We start from the raw sequence: 19,166 nt of genomic DNA on the forward strand, positions 1-19,166 counted from the left end.
AAGTTATGTCAACACTGCAACTCGATGGGAATGGTTTGCGTCAAGCATTGCGTATTGCTACGGGCTCAGCATTAGGGTTTGCGCTTGCAAAGTTGATGAATTGGCCAAATGGGATCTTTTTTACTGTGTATCCTATGTTGTTGCTTGGCCTAGTACCTGTACTTAATATGCATATTATTCGTCAGTTTTATGCGGGTGCAGTATTCAGTGCATTGTTTGTACTTGTCGTTCAAGGTTTGCTTGCACATTTGCCTGTGGTCATGACGATGGTAAGTTTTTTGGCATTTGCTTTTTTGTTTTACCAAATGAGTCGTGGCGCTAACTTTTTATTTGGTGCAACAACGGTAGTCAGCCTCTCGATTCAATTGCACTTTTCAACCTACACAGGGGCAGGAATCAGTATTTATCCGTTGATCATCAGCAATGCAGTCGCTGTTATTGTAACCGTTGTTTTTTCGGTACTGATGCATGGAATTTTTCCTGATGTTTCACCCCGCCAAGCTCGCGTAATGCCTGAAAAAGCCAAAGAAAGTGTTCGGCACGAAGTCTTGTTATGTTCAACCGTTGCGACTCTTTCTTTTATTGTTTTTCAGGTATTTGATTTACAAGACTCTATTTCTGCACAGGCGGCGTCGGTATTGATTTTGTTTTCTTTATGCTGGAAAGCGGCGGGAATGGCTGCATGGCAGCGTGCTATTGGTACATTAATTGGCTGCAATTTAGCACTTGTGGCGCAGTTATTTTTATACAATCACACTGATATATTAATTTTTCCTGCACTGATTTTATGGATTTTGACCTTTATATTTAGTCGCTATCATATTTTATCTGGCGGCATTCCAGGGGTTGGTTTTGGTATTATTACGACCTTTGGCATCTTGTTTGGTCAATCATTAGGGCCGGGTCAAGATCTGGTGTATAGCGCTTTATATCGCTTTTCATCGGTGTCGGTTGCAATACTATTAAGCTTGTGTGCTGTCTATATTATGCATCACACACTCAATCGATTTGAAATGACACGCCACCATACATTTGACTAGTGCATGCGGGCCTGATGACAAAAAAGGGAGTTAATCAGAACTCCCTTTTTTATTATTATTTGTTTCGAAGATGGTTGGCAGCGACTTTAATAACTCATCTTGCTTAGCCATACTCATACTCTCTACACAGGTTTTTGATGCAACATCGGCAACCCATGCCCCCCATTGTGAACTACCGGGTTCTTCTCCTGGGGTTGCCCACCATCTGGCTTTATAGAGTATCTCGTTATAACAGGTTTCACTTCCTTGCGGATAAGCGCTTCCGGCTTGCCAAGAATCAACGGCAAAGCTGGTCATAGGCAAAACTGACAGCGTTATCATAGCAACGCCGATTAAGCATATTTTTTGGCCCATTTGCGGCTCCTTTCAAAAGTGAGATAGTATGATTATTATAGTCTTGGTAGGATTAACCATCAATTAACTTTGTTAACAAGTTACACTTCTTTACAGTTATGCTTATTATTGACACTATTGGGTGGTGATAAGGTTATAGGCTTATATTTTTTCTTAATGCTTTAGTTTGACCCCTCTTCGTTTTGCTATCCATGCGCTTGCGTTGTGAATTTCTTGATGGCTTGGTTGCACGACGCTTTTTTTGAACCTGTGTTGCACTGATAATTAACTCTTTCAAACGATTGAGTGCTTCTTCTTTATTCAGTTCTTGTGTACGATGACTTTGCGATTTAATGACAATAACTCCCTCTTTGGTCAACCGAGAGTCATTTAAATTGAGTAATCTTTGTTTGTAAAAGTCAGGCAGCTTTGAACGCTTTATATCAAAGCGTAGATGAATTGCACTGGCCACTTTATTTACATTTTGTCCGCCTGCCCCCTGAGAGCGGATTGCACTAAAGTCGAGCTCCCATTCATCAATTGTTACAGTATTAGAAATAATTAACATTAGGTTCAGTTAGTTGTGCTAAAAACTGTATTGTAACACTTGTAATTAGCTGATCATAATAACTCGCTAAGCAAGTCGGTTGTTATAAACTGGAAAAGAAAGGAAATCATGATGAAAGCACTAATTATTTCAATGAGTTTACTCGCGATGAGTTTTTCTAGCTTCGCACAAGATATTACCGAAAACCAACTACAAAGTTATATTAAAGCACTCCCCGCAGTTGTGAACTGGTCAAAAAGTCAACCTGAGCTTGAAAGTGTAGATCTTGGTAACATGCTGGGTAGCACAGACGGGGTAGATACTTCTGTGGTAATGAGCGCACTGGGTCACATTAAAGAACATGAGCTTTACACTGAATTTGCCGCCTTAACACAGCAGTATGGCTTTACGCCAGAGCAGCTTGTTACTGTGGGTTCTGAAGTTTCTATGGCCTATCTTGAAAATGTGAAGGCAACACTGTCACCAGAAAACCAAGCGCGAGTTAATCAAGCAATGAGTGGCTTACAAAGTTTAACTGCGTCTTCTGCAAGTTCTGGAACACGTTCAATGACTGGCGCCTTAGAGGGCGTGAAAGAAGCGAGTAATGCCCCCGTTGATGTTAGCGAAAACAACGTTAACTTGGTTAAAGAATATATGCCGCAATTAAAGCAGTTATTTGCGCTGCTGCAATAGTGTTAAATGCAATGCGAGAAAGCGGCTTATTAAGCCGCTTTTTTATTAAATAAAAACCGCAGGATTTTCCAATTTCTTAAGCTGAGCATCTGTTGGTAAAAAGTCCGTGTATATAAATTGCTCCACGCTCTCATGGCGTTCAAAAAACAGAATATCGAGTGAAAACCTATTGAGCCCATACAATCCTCGGTGAATCATATTGGCCGAAAAAATCAATAGATCACCTTTTTGTAGTGAGATAGTTTTACCACGGCTTAAAGAATCATAATTGTGAGCCCCTTGCAGCTCTAGCCTTACCGCTAATTCTTCTTCAGAATCCCAATTTTTATGACTCGCTGGTATTAACTCAATCCCATGTTCATCTTCAAATGCAATACGGCAATGCAGTACTTCAGGACCTGTTAGAGCTGATTGCTGTGCATTGATATCTAAATGATACTGCGAATCTCGGTGCCAATAATTATGTTGTTCTGGGTTGTAAGGATTAAAAAATAATTGGCTATTTAAAAACCGTGGTCTCGCGATGATTGAGGTAACCTGATTGAGCAATTGCGTTGAGTTTATAAAATGGAATAAGCTCAGTTTTTCATCTTCTGTTAACCATGGAGACGCTGTGAGCCCGGAACTATTAATAGCTTTAGTTTTATAAAAAAGAGAATTTTCGCGAAGCCAATTATTATGAAATTTATCTAAAATGGGGCGAATAGCAGATAAAGCAGAATCATTGTAAAGCCCCTTTACATGCATGTAACCGTGTTGCTTAAAAAAAGTATTTTCCATTGTGTTATCTATTAAGTAATGAACGTATTTGGCTACTCAGTTCAGGAAGCACTTGTTCTTCAAACCATGGATTTTTCTTTAACCAAATATTATTGCGTGGGCTTGGGTGTGGCAAAGGTAAATACTTAGGCCAATAATCACGCCACGATTTTACTAACTCTGTTAACGGCAACTGTTTGGTATGAGGTAAATGATACGCCTGTGCATACTTACCTAAAATGATAGTCAGCTCAACGTTGTTTAATTGGGCGAGGAGCTTTTCTCGCCAAGCAATAGCGCATTCCTTGCGCGGTGGTCGGTCGCCAGACTTACCTTTACCCGGATAGCAAAAGCCCATTGGTAAAATAGCGAAGTTTTGGGCATCGTAAAACTCGTCATCACTGACACCTAGCCAATTTCGTAATCGTTTTCCGCTGGCATCATTAAAGGGCACACCTGTTTCGTGAACTTTAACCCCGGGTGCTTGCCCCGCTATTAAAATGCGCGCATTGGCATTAAATTGAATAACGGGACGGGCTCCTAACGGTAACTCAGGTTCGCAGATCACGCATCTACTAACTTGTTCTAAGAGTGTTTGATGTTTCATTACTTAGTAAAAATCTGATCTATGCTTGTTTTGACCACACGGCAAGCTCGTTGCCACTGGGTTCTGTAAAGTGGAAGCGGCAACCTCCTGGGAAATCAAATAATGGTTTAATAATAACCCCGCCGTGGTTCTCAACTTGAGCTTGGGTTTCTTTAATATTGTTAGAGTAAAGTACCAATAAAGCCCCGCCATTGCTCGTTAAACTGGTTAAGGGTGCTTGATAAAAGCCGCCATCAAGCCCTGCTGATTCACAGCTGAAGGCTGTATATTCGGGGCCATAGTCAGTAAATTTCCATTTAAATACCTGCTGGAAAAAAGTTTTGGTAGCGGTTAAATCTTTAGCGGCGAATTCTACATAATTTAGACTGTGGTGATTCGACATAATAGTCTCCTAGTTTATGCTGTGCTTAAGCGCCATTGAACAATGCAATGCGGTGCTATCAAATAACGGAATGGCGGTATCAGTGTGTTGAATTAGCAAGGCTATTTCGGTACAACCTAAAATGATTGCTTCTGCACCTTGTTGGTATAGTTGATTGATAATTCTCAAATAAGCGGCTTTAGAGTCTGGGTTTATGATACCTATGCAGAGCTCTGTATAAATAATTTCATGGATCACCGCGCGTTCGTCTGGCTCAGGAATTAGCACTTCAATTCCAAATTTGTCACTGAGGCGCTGTGTATAAAAATCTTGCTCCATGGTAAATGACGTACCTAGTAATGCGACTTTTTTGTGTTTACTCGCTGTAAGCTGCTCTCCAACGGCATCGGCAATGTGTAAAAGAGGAATCGAGATAGCTGCTTGAACTTGCTCTGCAAGCTTATGCATGGTGTTAGTACAGATAAGCAAACAATCAGCACCCGCAGCCTCAACTTGCTGAGCCGCATTTATTAATATTTCTGCCATTTTAGGCCAGTTTTGCTGTTGTTGAAGCGTTGCTATTTCGGCAAAGTCAAGGCTAACTAAGGCAATTTTTGCTGAATGTAAACCACCAAGCTTATCTTTAACTCCCTGATTTAAAAGTTGATAGTAGCTCTGTGTCGACTCCCAACTCATACCGCCAATTAATCCGATTGTTTGCATTATAACTCCTTCTGCTGTGTGCATAACACCTTAGGCTATTGTGTAAAACAAAGCTAGCAGATCATTATTTTACTAACTATGAAATCGGGTTTTAAATCGTTCCTTTATAAAATACGGTTACGCAAATGATAATCACTATCTTTTTGGTTTTGTCACTATATAATAATGCGTTTTCTTCTCGTTTAACTTTTTTTTAAGGGATTATCATGCACTCTCAGTCCTTACAAGCTGGGCAAGCTAAAGAACCAAGAGGCGCTAAAAAACGTTCACAGAGCCTGTCATATCGTGTTGCTGTGTTTTTTCGTTTTGTTGCTGCCATCTTAGGGGGTTATGTTTTTACCAGTGTATTTATCTCATTACTGGCGGTCTTATTGCCGCTAAATAAACTCGACAGTGTGTTGTTGACCACAACCTTATCGGTCTTTTTTTATTGCTGCGTGTTCATATGGGTGTTTGCAGTTAAGTCACTGAAGGTCGTTTGGATCACCATTTTACTAACGACAAGTCTGCAATTATTCGTACTGGCTTTGATTAAGGGATGGCTATGAAAGAGAATTTCTTCCGTTCAATGACGTGGTTACACACGTGGGTAGGTTTATTAGTTTGCTGGCTTTTATTTTTAATTTTTTTCGCAGGCACGTTGAGCTTCTTTAAAGACGAAATTAGTTTTTGGGCTAAGCCTGAAATCCATCAAATACGTCATCAAGATCACCGTGTTGCTTCACAAGCAAAGCAAATTAACGATGTGTTTGCAGATTTACAGCAAAAAGCACCTAACTCTCTTTCGTGGCGTATAAACATGCCCGACTCGCGAAACCCCGTTTTAAGTTATGGCTATGCAGAACCTAAGCAACCAGGTCAACGTCGTGCTCCGTTTAATTACACTCATATAGACCCAAATACACTGGAACCAGTTCCTGAGCCACGTGATACTAAAGGCGGCGGTTTTTTTTATCGTCTGCATTTTGATTTGCATTATATAGATGTGTTTACTGCGCGTATTCTTGTTTGTTTAGCTTCAATGTTTATGTTGGTTGCGCTTGTCACGGGGGTCGTAATTCATAAGCGTATTTTTAAAGATATGTTTTCTTTTCGTCGTAATAAAGGCAGTAGAAGCTGGTTAGATGCGCATAACGTGTCGTCTGTTTTGGCGCTTCCTTTTCATATTATGATTACTTACACAGGTATCATCACACTGATTTTTATGTTGTTCCCTTACCCCGCAGAAACCGTGTATGAAGAGGGATTAAGTCAGATGTTTAATGAAGCCTTACCGGTCAATAAGCGCGCGGCGCCAACCGATGAACACCGCCCCATGGTGGCAATAAATCAGGTTTTAGATCAGATTTATACTAAGTACCCTAATGCCGATATAAGCCATGTATTCGTTCGTAATGCCAATACGGCGTCATCACAAATCGTTGTCTATCTGGCGACAGCTAAAGAGGTGGTCGATAATGGTCCTCGTTATTTATTTAATGGTGTAACAGGGCAAATAGACGCGCAATCAGGTGAAGACTGGAGTGCATCGGCACAATTTTACGACTCAATGACCGCGCTTCACAGTGGGCGATTAGCTGAGCCATTACTACGATGGCTGTACTTTTTATGTGGGGTTGCTGGCTGTGCCATGATTGCGACTGGTTGCATGATGTGGGCGAAGCGTTTAAGAGAGCGCATGAAGCCTGAACAATCAGCACACCGTGGCTTGAAGCTTGTTGAAACGTTAAATTTAGCTACATTAATGGGCTTGCCCTTTGCAACGTGTGCATTTTTTATCGCGAACCGATTACTACCTATAGAGTTAGCCGCACGTGCCGATAAAGAGGTTCTAGCCTTTTTCTTAGCGTGGTTATTCATTGCTGTTTTGGCTTTGTTTGGACGTACTCAGTCACATTGGCGCTTAGCTGCGTGGTTAAATGCGGTGGCATGTTTTTCAATCCCTTTAATTAATGCATTTACAACAGAGGGAAATTGGATCAGCTATTTACTAACTCAGCAATGGGCGCTGTTTGGCATTGATAGTGCGTTTATCTGCGCTGGTTTGATGTTTATTGTTCAAAGCAGAAAAATACCTAGCCATGACAACGTAAAAGAAAAAGGCAATTTATTTAAAAACAGGCAGTTAAAGGAGCAACAAGGATGATGGAATTACTGCAATTTAGTCTCTGCTTTTTAGCGTTTAATTGTTTTGCACTTGCAAAGTTTAATCATTTTCGCGATGTATTTAAAAAGAAACTTACTGAAAAACAGCGATATAGATTTTTAACGATTGGCTGGATCACTATTTTACTAAGTTTAGGACTGAGTGTGATGAGTGAAGGCGGATACGGCGCATTATTATTTTGTGGTTATATGGCGCTAAGTGTTCTTATGCTTATGATTTTATATAGTTTTACGGTCTCGTGGGTAAAACACATCAGCGCAATAAATGTGTCTGTTTTGGTTTTAAGTGGGCTTTCAGTGATGATTTTCTAGTTAAGTTAGTAAAAAACTGATCTCAAAAAAAAGGGTAGGCAATGCCTACCCGAGCAGGGGATTAAATTGGGGATCACATGTCATGTTCAATTTAATGTCGCACAGTGTGCCTCTTTTCCATGACAATTGTGTTGCACATTCGTGATAGTTTAAAGACGCGTGTAAAGCCCCTTTACATCCCTTCATGCTCAACAAAAATAAGCTCGTCTGTTTTAAAGCCATATTGTCTGGCGGTATTTTTAAAGTCGTCTAGCTGCTCTTTGGTGACTGTCGGGGTTCTTGATAAAAACCATAAATACTCTTTGTTATAGCCAGTAATATACGCGTATTGGTAGTTTTGCTTATCGAGCTCAAAAATGACATAGGAGCTGTAGAATGGGCCAAAAAATGAGACTTCTAAATGACCAATGTCATTTTTACCGGCAAATTTAGCCTTGCCTTCTGCTTGTTCCCACTTTTTATCAGAGGTGTTATAGCCTCTATTAATAACTTTAACAGTGCCATCAGAGTTGACTGAGTACTGTGCGGTTATCCCTTCTAAACCGCGTTCAAATGAATGATCAAGGCGCGCTATTTCGTACCATGTTCCGGTGTACTTATTTAGTTCAAAATCATTAACGGGTTGTATGTTGTCAGGCACTCCTGTACAAGCCGATAACAGGGTCGTAAAGAAAAGTAGAAATATAAATTTTATGCTGTTTTGCACATGCTCACTCCTTTTAAAATTAAAGAATTTAATACGTTAATAGCGGTAAATAAGTTTAATTACGTTAAACTACCTAAGCTTAGAATAGTTAAATAGAGAAAACCATGAAGATTTGGGTTGATGCAGATGCCTGCCCCGTTGTTATTAAAGAAATTTTATTTCGTGCTGCAGAACGAACGCAAACAGTCACTACATTAGTGGCTAATCATGCTATGCGTGTTCCGCCGTCTAAGTACATTTTTCGTCAGCAAGTATCGTCTGGTTTTGATATCGCCGATAACGAAATTGTTAAGCGAGTCGAAGCCGGTGATTTGGTTATCACGGGTGATATCCCGTTGGCAGCCGAAGTGATTGAAAAAAATGCACAGGCGTTAAATCCCCGCGGTGAGCTGTATACAACAGAAAATATACGTTCTCGCCTTAATGTGCGTGATTTTATGGACACAATGCGCTCAAGTGGTATCGAAATGTCGGGTGGGCCGCCACCGTTGAGCCAAGCTGACCGTCAGAATTTTGCTAATAACTTAGATCGAATTCTTGCTCAAAAATCATCATGATTCAGCAACAACACTCTTTACAGGGCTTTGGTGACAGTGCATTTAACGTTGCTGTGTACATAGAAAAACGTCCGCCGATGGTGCCTTGGCACAATATTGATCATTTACATGCTATGCAAATTGGTCAAATAGATGACATTAATCAGGCTTGTGGAAATGGTTGGCGAAAAGTCTTTAATGTGTATGCAAAAGTGCTGTTTGCGCTGCCGAGCGAATATTTTCAGTTTGCTAAATGTTCTGCCAATTGGCAAACCTATCGTGATACGCGCTTACTCCAAGCACACAGTCACACAGCGTTGCTGTTTAGCCCTCCTGTATTTGACAACACGGATAAATTACACATTATCGCTGGGCGCACGTATGCAAAAAGCCTTGTTCAATTAGGTTTATTATCTAGCCAGCTCACTTGGCTTGATGAAGAGTTTGCCTTTAATAAGCAAGATAAGGTGATTGTGTGCCCCTATTTTGATTATAGGCAATTAAGTAATATTAAAATTGCGCGGCTTAGTCAGTTGGTTGCAGATATTTTCGCGTAAAAGTCTGCCTTATCATTGCGTTATTTGGCTTGCAAACTAAGCTTTAAGGTAATGTAAAACGGACTACACTTTATATGAAAATCCTTGTCGTTGATGATATGCCCTTAATGCGTCATGTTTTGATAAACATGCTACGTAGCCTTGATTACAACGACATAACAGAAGCAACGGATGGTTCGCAAGCGTTAGAGTTGTTAAAAAAGCAGCATTTTGATTTAGTTATCACTGATTTACATATGCCTAAAATGGATGGAAAGTGTTTACTTAATCACATTCGCGAAACCCCCGAGTTTGACGATTTACCCGTTCTTATGGTGACGTGTGAGGATAGCAAGCAAACAGTCACTGACATGATTGCCGCTAAAGTCAGTGGTTTTATCATTAAGCCATTTTGTCTCAACACGCTGCAAAAACAGCTAAGTAGAATCGTTAAACCTGCGTAATAAACCGAATAAGCCTGGAGTTAATTACGATGAAGAACTGGCCAGCCACACTCTGTTTATTTTTCACATGGGCAGCACTGGCTGAATCACAGCCATTAACCTTGTATACCGAATCATTTCCTCCTTATAATTTTGAGGAACATAATCAACCGACGGGTATTAATACTGAAATAGTTGAGACGCTTTGTAAGCACGCAAAATTAAAATGTGTGATACAGGTGTTGCCTTGGAGACGAGCGATGTCAAAAACGCTTGAGCAGCCGTATTCTGGTATTTTTTCAACGTCTCGAACAGCACAAAGAGAAGCTCAGTTTCAATGGGTTGGTCCACTGGTGTCGGGGCAATCTTGTTTATATAGGTTAAGTGAGCGCACAGACATTGAGCTGACAAGTTCACGCTTATTAACTAATTACACAATCGGCGTATCACGCGGCGATGTTTATCAAGCCGTACTTACAGACTTACAGTTAGTTGAAGGGCATCATTTTTTAACCTACTCAGGTAAATTTGAAGAGTTAAATATGTTTAAACGTGGTAAGCATGATTTATTAATTGGCTCTTCCATGACGCTTGCAACACAATTACAAAAAGTGGCTTTAAACCCTGATCAAGTGATACCTGTGCTTGAACTTAACCACCCTGCTTTAGGGGGAAACTATTTGGCTTTAAACAAATCTGCTCCAGCTAGTGTGGTCAGCGCACTTCAGCGCGCACTCGATACCATGAAAGAAAATGGGCAAATAGCCCCCATTGTTGAAAAGTTTGTCCCTGCTAATAAGTACCCTCATGTGCAAACCTCTCCTACGGTTGATAGGTGTTTTTACGGTACGGCTGTTTATTAATAATCGGGTGCTGTTTACGAATTCAATCGCGTTTTTTTTGCCCTCGGTAGCAAAACCATTGTTTACAGTGACTTTGCTTTTTATAGTGAATAAAACAATAAAATGAGAAATAACCATGAATCCAACGCCACTACTAAAAGGGCTTGTGTTAGCGGTATGCTTAGGCGCTGCTGGCACGACACAGGCTTACGACCGTATCACAGGGCATAACTTTGCCAGTCGCTCAGAAGTTATTGCGCAATCAGGTATGGTTGCAACGTCGCAGCCATTAGCCACACAGGTTGGCTTACAAGTGTTAAAAGACGGGGGCAATGCCATTGATGCAGCAATTGCAGCCAACGCCGTACTCGGGCTTGTAGAGCCGACAGGGTGTGGTATAGGTGGCGACTTGTTTGCCATTGTTTGGGACAATAAAAGCAAACAGTTATATGGCTTGAATGCATCTGGCCGCTCACCGAAAAGCCTGACATTTGACACCTTAAAGGCACAAGGCGATATGATCCCCGCCTATGGCCCGTTACCTGTTTCTGTGCCAGGCGCTGTGGATGGCTGGTTTGAATTACATAATAAGTTCGGTAAAACACCGATGAAAACCTTACTTCAGCCAGCAATTGATTATGCTGAAAAAGGCTTTCCCGTTTCTGAATTGATTGCCTATTACATGCAAAAAAGTGTTGATGCGCGTGGAAAATACCCTGGGTTTAAAGACGTATACATGCCAAATGGGGCGATGCCAGAAAAAGGCGATATTTTTAAAAATCCTGCCCTTGCAAATACCTATCGTAAAATAGCGAAGGAAGGACGTGATGCTTTTTACAAAGGGGATATAGCAAAAGAAATTAGCCGTTATATGAAAGAAAATGGCGGTTATTTATCGTATGACGACTTAGCTTCACACCACAGTGAATGGGTTAAACCTGTCAGTGCAGATTACCGCGGTTATACGTTATGGGAATTACCGCCCAACGGCCAAGGCATCGCCGCTCAGCAAATTCTAAATATATTAGAAGGATACGATATTAAAGGTATGGGTTTTGATAGCCCTGAGTATGTTCACACGTTTGTCGAGGCAAAAAAACTGGCCTTTGCAGACCGCGCTAAATATTACGCCGATCCTGCGTTTAATACTATTCCCGTGCAGACCTTGATTTCTCAGCAATATGCCGATGAAAGACGCAAGCTGATTGACCCAAATAAAGCGGCAAAACGTGATCATGCGGGCCCAGTAGAAGGCGATACTATTTACCTGACGACGGCCGATAAAGACGGCAACATGGTGTCATTAATTCAAAGTAATTATCGTGGTATGGGCTCAGGTATGACCCCCGCTAAACTGGGCTTTGTATTGCAAAACCGAGGAGAAATGTTTGCACTTAAAAAAGGCCATATGAACCAATATGAGCCGGGTAAACGTCCGTTCCATACGATAATTCCAGCCTTTGTGACCAAAGATGGCAAGCCATACATGAGTTACGGAGTAATGGGCGGTGCGACACAACCGCAAATGCATGCGCAAATCTTAATTAACATGATTGATTTTGGCATGAATTTACAAGAAGCCGGTGACGCTCCACGTATTCTGCACAGTGGCTCATCACAGCCTACAGGCGAAATTATGGAAGACGGGGGCGTTGTGAGTTTAGAATCAGGTTTTTCGATGGAAACTCGCCGTGAGCTGATGAAAAAAGGCCACACTTTGCAAGACGCTGTTGGACCATATGGCGGTTATCAAGCTATCTTAAAAGACCTTAAAACAGGGGTGTACTATGGCGCATCTGAAACCCGCAAAGACGGCCACGCCGCAGGGTATTAAGGCAATATAAGGTAATAAATCATTGCGTTGCAATTGATTGATGACGCGGCTTAAAGCCGCGTCTAGCTCTCGCTGTGAGACTCGCTTTGCGTGGCTTATCAGTTATCGACATACCTACCTATATACCTATCTATCTACCTACCCCAGTAAGACTGACTTTAGAGGTGAACCGTACTTCGTGTGCGAGCGTGCGTATGTTGCGCGATATATAATACCATTCCGCAAAAATACTTAATCATTTTGAGTGATTAAACCAGTCGCTACCTACGTTAAAAATTTCTGATTTAGAACAACTAAATAACTAAATTTTTGCCTTGTTATCAACGCGGTTTTATTGCCTCAAAATAGACCACTTAATTAAGCAGAATGGTATAATCGCGCTGACAATGGAAGTTCAAAGCTTAAAACTTAAAGAGTCTAACTCCCCACCACATACCCAGTGAAACCCAGCACTTTAAAATACTGTTTAGGGGTGCTAAATCCGCTTTCATTCATTAATTCTGAAAAACGAATACGGTCTAATGGGTAAAACTCGTGTTCTAGATTGTGTCGGGTGCGCTCTTTGCCGGCATCGGTTAAACCTAGCTGAGTACAAAGCTGTAGTTGTGATTCGCGCTCAAATTGCGTTTCAGGGCGCATTAAATCGGCAATGAATAAGTTGCCCTGCTTTTTAAGCTTGCTTTTAATCGCTTTTAAAAGCGCTTTTTTATCGCCATTGTCCTCGACAAAATGCATGACTAATAAACATAATGCTGCATCGGCGCTTGCATCAATATCGTTAATATCGCCATAATGAACCGTTACACGATCACTGATGTTATGTTGGCTAAAGTGCTGCTCAGCGATATCCAACATATCTTGAGAAATATCCTGCGCAATAAAACGCCAGCCTGCATTGAGCTTAGCAAGTTCTATGATCTCTTTTCCGGTGCCTGCACCAATCACTAAAATACACGCGTCATTGTCGAGCGTGCTGACTAGTTGCGCTGCGGTTGCTTGGTGTAATAACGCGTACCCTGGCACTAAACGCGTTATGCGCTCATCGTAATGACTGGCTTCTTCATGATTAAAAGTTGGCATGCTAATCCTTTAAATAACAGAGATGGTTGAGTAACCACCGGGCTTTTTCGCTACATGTACCTGCGTGGCCACGCGTTCGGTCATTTCAGATACATGCGAAATAACCCCTACTTTACGGCCTTGTGCTTGCAGCGAATCGAGAGCATCCATCGCGATGCTTAACGTTTCACTGTCCAACGTACCAAACCCTTCATCGATAAACAAAGAGTTTATTTGCACTTTATTCGATGACAACGAGGCAAGCCCCAAAGCCAGTGCCAGCGAGACTAAAAACGACTCCCCGCCTGATAAAGTATTAACAGAACGCTGCTCATCGGCCATGTCTTTATCAATGATGGCAATATCCAGCGTTTGCCCGATAGCCGTTAATTTGTAGCGCTTGTTTAAAGTGTGTAAGTGGCTATTGGCATAATGCAGCAGTATTTTGAGAGTTTGCGTTTGCGCTAAGTTACGCATGGTTTTACCACTGGCATCACCCAGCACTTTATTAAGTAAATGCCAGTGCTCGTAGCGCTTTTGCTGTTGCACTAATAATTGCTGTTTATCTGCTAATGCTTGGCTATTTTGTTGGTGCGTGTGCAGCTCACTGCCTACTTGCATCAGCGATTGATTCGTATGTTGCTGGGCATTAACGGCGTTAGCTAGTTCAGTTTCAGTGTCGCTTTCGCTGTGCTTTGGCTGATCTTTTAAATGCGCCGACTGCGATGAATGCAGCTGTTTTAAAGCTGCTTGAGTTTCTTTTAGCGCATTTTCTGCCGCGTGGTGCTCGTTGAGTGTTTGCTTTATTGATTCGCTACTGATGCTTAAAAGCGTTGTAATTGCGTCTTCAGAAAGTGAAGGATGCTGTGCTTTAAACTCGCTAAACCACTGCGTGAATCGTTTTTCAAGCGCAGCTTGTTCATCGCTTAACTCTTTTTCACGCATCGTTAAGTGGCTTATTTGAATAGCGTGCTCGTCACGTGCTTTAACCGCATTGCTTAGGTGTTGTTGAGCCTGTTGCACTGTTTGCTGTAACGAGTCAATGGCCTGTTCAAGTTGTGCAATATACTCATCGACCGACATGTTCGCATCGGCAAACAAGGCAATGCGTTTTTCATGCAAATCAGCCTGCTCGTTCTCGGTATGGGCAAGTTGCGCAGTGCACTTAGCTTTCGCTTCTGCTGCTTCATGTTGCTGAGGCAGTAAATGCGCGATGGTTTGCTCAGTGCTTGTTAGAGCCTTCGTTAGCTCATCTGATTGTTGAAGTTTCGTTTGATAGCGTTGCACATCCTCTGCAATAGTCTCTAATAACACCTGCTGCTCATTGAGCTGTTGCCACCAAGGGGCATTTTTAAAGGTGTCGTCGAGTGTGGTATGCAGTTGCTGATGCTCTGCATTTAGCTCGTTTAAACGCGCTTGTTCAGTGTTGAGTTGCTGCTGTGTTTCACTCAGTTTTTGCTCTGCTGCATGCAGTGCTTGCCCTTTTTGATTAAACTCTGCTTGTTTGGCTGTTAATGATGTTTGCAGCTGCTGTTGTTGCTCAAGCACTTTAAAATACTGCTGTTTCTGGCTCGTGAGCTGCTGCTGACGCTCGTTTAATTGCGCCTCGGTTAAATCATTCAGCTCTGTACGATTTGCCGCCATGGTCTGTTTGAGCGTGTTCTGTTGGTCGGCGAGTTCACTCACCTGCCCCTCTAATGACGCTATTTGCTGAGTGCAGGCTGTCAGCTCATTACTTTTTATTTGCTGTAAAGCTTGCTGATTATTTAGGTGCTGTTTGGCACTATTAAGTTGCTCAGTAAAATCATTAATGAGCTGACTAAACTGCGCATTAACCACATCATGTTGAAACGGGTGTTCAGTCGAACCACAAACAGCACATGGCTCACCCGCTTTTAAAGTGGCTCTTAATTGGCTGACCCCTTCACTGGCTCTTAACTGAACTTGCTGTAAATTTTTATCACATAGTGTCAGCTGTTGTTGGGCGTTTTCTACATCCTGCCCTATCGCGCTGAGGGCTGTTTGTAACTGTTGTTTATTTTGATTTAAGGTGTCTGATTGGCTTTGCCACACTTTTAATTGTTGCTGATTACTTTGCCACAGTTGACGCTTTTCAATAAGGTGTTTAATCGCCTCTAGTTGTGCATCTATGTCGGCCATAGACTGACTATTTAAACGGTCTTTGAAGCTAGCGTCTTGTTCATTCAGCGTTTTTAGTGCGTGCTCAAGCGCTTGATACTGTTTTTGTAATTGCTGACGACTGTGCTGCTGTTCAGTCACCGTAGGCTGAAGTGACTTTACCGTTTGATTTGTTTTATCAATACGAAGCTGCAGTTGATTAAAGCGGCTTAATTCACTTTTATAATATGACCAGTCTTTCGCTAATGGTTGCCACTGCGCATGTGTCGCTAACCAATTAGTGAGCGCTTGTTGTTGCTGATGTTGCTGTTGTTGCTCAGCCTTTGCCGTATTAAGTTTATTGCTCAGCTCGGTGTTATGCTGGTTCGCTTTTTCGAGTTGTGCTTTTTGAGCGTGTGCTTGCTGGTTCAATACCGCCAGTTGTTTATCGTACTCACGTGCTTGGCTAATGATTGGCTGAGCATCTTTTTGCGTTTGTTTCGCTTGCTTTAACTGCTCAGTGTGTTTGTTTAGCGTTTGCTCTGCGTCACTTATCAGGGCGTTATGATCAATTTTTAAAAGTTGCTCACGGTTTTCTACAAGCTGCACTTGCTGGGCTTTAATTGTTGCTGTGCGCTCACGGTTATCTTTTATTTCTAAGCACTGCTGCGCTTGTTTGGCTTGCTTTGCCTTGTCTTCAAGTTGTTGTAATTGCTGCTCAGCTTGGTGCTTTGTGTGTTCCGCTTGCGTTATTTGTTCTGATAGATGCGCCGCCTGTTTATACCAAGTTTGGTATTGCTCCAGCTGCTTTATTTGGTTTTGTAGTTCAGTTTGCTTCGTTAATAGCGACTGATGCTCAGCTTGCTTAGCCGCTAACTCTTCGGGGCTTAATACCTTAAAGTTCGCCAAGCTCAGTTTTAATTGCTCAAGAGCCTGTTGTTGTTCGCGGTGACGTTCAAATATACGTTGCCCAATACGACTAAACTTGTCGGTGCCAGTTAAGCATTCTAACAGTTGTGCCCTTTCATCCCCTGTGGCTTTCAAAAAGGCTGCAAACTCATGCTGGGCAAGTAACACCGCCCGCGAAAATTGATCAAAGCTTAAACCAATAATGCGCTCTATTTCTTTGCTGGCATTACTTCTATCGGCAATTAAGGTTTCGTCAGGCAATGAATGAAGCGTGTGTTGCGCTTGTTGTAATTTGCCATTCGCTTTGTTCCGTGCGCGGCTAAAGCTCAAGCGAGCACGGTAGTGATGTTTATCTTGGCCTATAAAGTCCACTTCGGCATAGCCCTGCCCTGCCCCACGGCGTAATAAATTTCGCGAGTCATTGAGCTTGATATTATCGCCATTAAAGTCAATTTTATTACCTGTGTCGCCACGAAGTCTCGCGGTTTTGGTATACAGTGCTAAACAAATGGCATCAAGTAACGTACTTTTACCTGCCCCGGTATCGCCCGTAATGGCAAATAGCCCGGCTTCTTTTAATGGCGAAGCTGTAAAATCGACTTCGGCATCGACAATGGATGCCAATTGATGAACACGTATCGCTAAAATTTTCATAGCACGTCCTCCGTATTCAACTCATCGATAACGTCGCTTAATAAGTCTTCGAGCTCTTTTGGCACTGCTTGCCCTGCCATATCTTTATGATTGGCAAAGGCTTGCTCTAACAACGAATGTGGATTGAGGGCTTCGATTTGCGACACATCGTCAAACAAGGCTTGCTCATCGTCTTGATGATTGCGCTCTTGTCGCACCCGTTCAATCCCACAAAACTTAAGCTGCTTACCTGCCAGCGCTTGTTCAATTTGCTCTCTAAACGTGGTGTCGGTGTCGTGAGCGCTCAGTTTAACGCGTAAATAGGGCGCTAAGTTTTCATCGCTTAAATCAAGTTCACTCAACAGCTCACACAATTCACTCAGCGGCACACAGTCTTTTTCGGGGAGCAGTATGACTTTACAAAAGCTCGGTATGTAAAGGGGGTTTACAGTGCAACTTGAATCAGAAAGCTCAATTAACATAACTTGGTGCTGGTAACGGCGCTCAGAAAAGGACATCGGCATGGGGGTGCCACTGTAACGAATGGTCTCAGACTTGGCGACGGTTTGTGCTTTATGCAAGTGACCAAGGGCTACGTAATCAGCCTGTTCACTAAAAATGTTAGCCGAAATAGCCTCCTCACCGCCAATCACTAAGTTTCGCTCTGAGTCTGTCGAAATATCGCCGCCTTTTGCATGGAGGTGTCCCATTACTATTAGCGGTGCTTTCGGTAACTCACCGGCAGCATTTAGTGCATCTTTATAAGCCAGTGCCACTGCTTGGTTGTAACTTAAAGGCTGCTCTTCTTGGCGATTATAGTGACTTAAATCGCTGCTTCGCAAAAATGGCATGGCAACAACATGTGCTTGGCCATTTTTTGTTGATATAGGCAGTACGACATCTTTTGGGCTTGCGGTATCGAACCGACCCACCACATGCGTATCAAATTGAGCCAGTAAGGGTTTTGCAGCCATGATACGGTTTGCCGAGTCATGATTACCAGCAATAATCACGATGTGTAAATCTGGGCAACGTTGTTTGGTGTTCTTGATAAATTGATAGAGTTGGTTTTCTGCACTCGCAGGCGGTGTCGCCGTGTGATAAATATCGCCAGCAACGAGTAATAAGTCGATGTGCTGTGCTGCGAGAGTCTCCGTTAACCAGTTTAAAAAAGCCTGATGTTCCTCGAAGCGGGAATGTTCGTAGAATTGTTGGCCTAAATGCCAATCAGAAGTATGAAGGACTTTCATTAAACGCTCTTATTATTTATTAAGAGCGACAATATACCTAAGCTGAGCCTCGATGCCCAGCCTCGTTTTTAACTTAAGCTATACCACGCAAACAACACCATAGGCAAAGCAAGCAGTGCCATTATTAAGGGCACTTTGATAGCCTTTGTTTGTTTGGCCTGTAAAACTTTAAGGGCATTGGTTTCATTACATGCCGCTACTTTGTCGATATAGAAATACCCCGAATCTAGGTATTGTTTACAATTTTGTTCGTCCGCTGGAATTGCAATTAGTTCTTGTTGTTTTTTTAGGATGTAAAAATCCATACGCTCACCGAATTCTATGCTGATTACCGAAACATTTTTTGGGTATGAATAGACACACATAAACACCCAAATCGAAAAAAGTGGGCGATTTTAAATACAAACAGCAGTAAATTTCAATAGAAAATGTCGCAAAAACTACTTTATTGCGAAAATAATTGCAATTAGACTCAAAATAACCAGCGTAGAGCCATAAAACAGCCATTTTTTAGGGCGTTTTGCATGGGGAGTGGTACGCGATAGTGCATCGGGTTCATCGCGAGCGGCAATGACCTCTACAAACTCAAATCCGCGTGCTTTGTATTCGTTTAAAACCGATTCTTCTGCTGGAATAGCAGCTAATCGAGAGTCTTTTTTTACAATGTAAAACTTCATTTAAGTCCCCTCTTACCTTTAAACAAAAAATAAGCAACCTCGCTATATTTTAAGTGTAATACGGGGGTATGAATTAGCACTG

22 protein-coding genes are annotated in these 19,166 nt (G+C 42.1%); 10 read left to right on the plus strand and 12 right to left on the minus strand.

Annotated elements, in window-relative coordinates; genetic code table 11:
* Nucleotides 1–5 precede the first annotated feature (5 nt).
* The gene (locus BM378_RS01745; protein ID WP_065979206.1) at nt 6–1,040 is read left to right on the plus strand and encodes a DUF2955 domain-containing protein; all 1,035 of its coding nucleotides are present in this window, start codon (nt 6–8) and stop codon (nt 1,038–1,040) included.
* A gap of 30 nt (nt 1,041–1,070) precedes the next feature.
* Here BM378_RS01745 and BM378_RS01750 read toward each other — a convergent pair whose 3' ends face one another.
* Nucleotides 1,071–1,394, minus strand: coding sequence for a hypothetical protein (locus BM378_RS01750; RefSeq protein WP_036972603.1), 324 nt, complete (start codon nt 1,392–1,394; stop codon nt 1,071–1,073).
* 133 nt (nt 1,395–1,527) lie between these two features.
* On the minus strand, nt 1,528–1,941 hold the full coding sequence (arfB, locus tag BM378_RS01755) for an alternative ribosome rescue aminoacyl-tRNA hydrolase ArfB (protein WP_065979207.1): 414 nt from the start codon (nt 1,939–1,941) through the stop codon (nt 1,528–1,530).
* Between the two features lie 111 nt (nt 1,942–2,052).
* Between arfB and BM378_RS01760 the strand changes: the two genes are divergently transcribed.
* Nucleotides 2,053–2,613 (plus strand): short-chain dehydrogenase, encoded by a 561-nt coding sequence (locus tag BM378_RS01760; RefSeq protein WP_074988422.1) that lies wholly within the window; start codon nt 2,053–2,055, stop codon nt 2,611–2,613.
* Nucleotides 2,614–2,658: 45 nt separating this feature from the next.
* On the opposite strand, the gene BM378_RS01765 is transcribed toward BM378_RS01760, so the two are convergent.
* Genes BM378_RS01765 through BM378_RS01780 form a run of 4 tightly spaced genes read right to left on the minus strand, consistent with a single transcriptional unit; the run spans nt 2,659 to nt 5,063 of the window.
* The gene (locus BM378_RS01765; protein WP_074988424.1) at nt 2,659–3,393 is read right to left on the minus strand and encodes a phytanoyl-CoA dioxygenase family protein; all 735 of its coding nucleotides are present in this window, start codon (nt 3,391–3,393) and stop codon (nt 2,659–2,661) included.
* A gap of 4 nt (nt 3,394–3,397) precedes the next feature.
* Entirely contained in the window at nt 3,398–3,979 is a 582-nt protein-coding gene (locus tag BM378_RS01770; protein WP_074988426.1) for a uracil-DNA glycosylase family protein, read from the minus strand.
* A gap of 19 nt (nt 3,980–3,998) precedes the next feature.
* Nucleotides 3,999–4,361, minus strand: coding sequence for a VOC family protein (locus BM378_RS01775; RefSeq protein WP_036972597.1), 363 nt, complete (start codon nt 4,359–4,361; stop codon nt 3,999–4,001).
* A 9-nt stretch (nt 4,362–4,370) separates the two neighbouring features.
* A complete protein-coding gene (locus BM378_RS01780; RefSeq protein ID WP_065979210.1) occupies nt 4,371–5,063 on the minus strand; it encodes an aspartate/glutamate racemase family protein in 693 nt (230 codons plus the stop codon).
* 206 nt (nt 5,064–5,269) lie between these two features.
* Between BM378_RS01780 and BM378_RS01785 the strand changes: the two genes are divergently transcribed.
* The 3 genes from BM378_RS01785 to BM378_RS01795 are packed head-to-tail and all read left to right on the plus strand — an operon-like array spanning nt 5,270 to nt 7,541.
* A complete protein-coding gene (locus BM378_RS01785) occupies nt 5,270–5,611 on the plus strand; it encodes a hypothetical protein (RefSeq protein WP_036972593.1) in 342 nt (113 codons plus the stop codon).
* Entirely contained in the window at nt 5,608–7,209 is a 1,602-nt protein-coding gene (locus BM378_RS01790; protein ID WP_074988427.1) for a PepSY-associated TM helix domain-containing protein, read from the plus strand. The genes BM378_RS01785 and BM378_RS01790 overlap by 4 nt, the downstream gene beginning before the upstream one ends.
* The gene (locus BM378_RS01795) at nt 7,206–7,541 is read left to right on the plus strand and encodes a DUF3325 domain-containing protein (RefSeq protein ID WP_036972590.1); all 336 of its coding nucleotides are present in this window, start codon (nt 7,206–7,208) and stop codon (nt 7,539–7,541) included. Before BM378_RS01790 ends, BM378_RS01795 begins: the two co-directional genes overlap by 4 nt.
* Nucleotides 7,542–7,713: 172 nt before the next feature.
* Here the strand turns inward: BM378_RS01795 and BM378_RS01800 are convergent, their stop codons facing one another.
* Nucleotides 7,714–8,247 (minus strand): lipocalin family protein, encoded by a 534-nt coding sequence (locus tag BM378_RS01800; protein WP_227006870.1) that lies wholly within the window; start codon nt 8,245–8,247, stop codon nt 7,714–7,716.
* Nucleotides 8,248–8,351: 104 nt separating this feature from the next.
* Between BM378_RS01800 and BM378_RS01805 the strand changes: the two genes are divergently transcribed.
* The 5 genes from BM378_RS01805 (at nt 8,352) to ggt (ending at nt 12,438) form a co-directional block, all read left to right on the plus strand.
* Nucleotides 8,352–8,804 carry a YaiI/YqxD family protein gene (locus BM378_RS01805; protein ID WP_036972589.1) on the plus strand — a complete coding sequence of 151 codons (453 nt, stop codon included), beginning with the start codon at nt 8,352–8,354 and terminating at the stop codon, nt 8,802–8,804.
* Complete coding sequence (locus BM378_RS01810; RefSeq protein WP_036972587.1) at nt 8,801–9,340, plus strand: DUF6942 family protein; 540 nt, start codon at nt 8,801–8,803, stop codon at nt 9,338–9,340. Before BM378_RS01805 ends, BM378_RS01810 begins: the two co-directional genes overlap by 4 nt.
* 74 nt (nt 9,341–9,414) lie before the next feature.
* Nucleotides 9,415–9,783 carry a response regulator gene (locus tag BM378_RS01815; RefSeq protein WP_036972586.1) on the plus strand — a complete coding sequence of 123 codons (369 nt, stop codon included), beginning with the start codon at nt 9,415–9,417 and terminating at the stop codon, nt 9,781–9,783.
* A gap of 29 nt (nt 9,784–9,812) precedes the next feature.
* Complete coding sequence (locus BM378_RS01820; protein ID WP_074988428.1) at nt 9,813–10,625, plus strand: substrate-binding periplasmic protein; 813 nt, start codon at nt 9,813–9,815, stop codon at nt 10,623–10,625.
* 115 nt (nt 10,626–10,740) lie between these two features.
* A complete protein-coding gene (gene ggt, locus BM378_RS01825) occupies nt 10,741–12,438 on the plus strand; it encodes a gamma-glutamyltransferase (RefSeq protein ID WP_065979213.1) in 1,698 nt (565 codons plus the stop codon).
* A 417-nt stretch (nt 12,439–12,855) separates the two neighbouring features.
* Here the strand turns inward: ggt and BM378_RS01830 are convergent, their stop codons facing one another.
* The 5 genes from BM378_RS01830 to BM378_RS01850 form a co-directional block, all read right to left on the minus strand.
* Nucleotides 12,856–13,518 carry a class I SAM-dependent methyltransferase gene (locus BM378_RS01830; RefSeq protein WP_074988430.1) on the minus strand — a complete coding sequence of 221 codons (663 nt, stop codon included), beginning with the start codon at nt 13,516–13,518 and terminating at the stop codon, nt 12,856–12,858.
* A 9-nt stretch (nt 13,519–13,527) separates the two neighbouring features.
* Nucleotides 13,528–17,178 (minus strand): AAA family ATPase, encoded by a 3,651-nt coding sequence (locus BM378_RS01835; RefSeq protein ID WP_074988431.1) that lies wholly within the window; start codon nt 17,176–17,178, stop codon nt 13,528–13,530.
* Nucleotides 17,175–18,407: an exonuclease SbcCD subunit D C-terminal domain-containing protein gene (locus BM378_RS01840; protein WP_065979216.1), complete on the minus strand. Its 1,233-nt coding sequence runs from the start codon at nt 18,405–18,407 to the stop codon at nt 17,175–17,177. Before BM378_RS01840 ends, BM378_RS01835 begins: the two co-directional genes overlap by 4 nt.
* Before the next feature lie 68 nt (nt 18,408–18,475).
* Nucleotides 18,476–18,712, minus strand: coding sequence for a hypothetical protein (locus BM378_RS01845; RefSeq protein ID WP_036972579.1), 237 nt, complete (start codon nt 18,710–18,712; stop codon nt 18,476–18,478).
* A 135-nt stretch (nt 18,713–18,847) separates the two neighbouring features.
* A complete protein-coding gene (locus BM378_RS01850; RefSeq protein WP_036972578.1) occupies nt 18,848–19,084 on the minus strand; it encodes a hypothetical protein in 237 nt (78 codons plus the stop codon).
* Between the last annotated feature and the right edge of the window lie 82 nt (nt 19,085–19,166).

Origin of the sequence: Pseudoalteromonas lipolytica (genome assembly GCF_900116435.1) — a bacterium.
GTDB classification, from domain to species: domain Bacteria; phylum Pseudomonadota; class Gammaproteobacteria; order Enterobacterales; family Alteromonadaceae; genus Pseudoalteromonas; species Pseudoalteromonas lipolytica.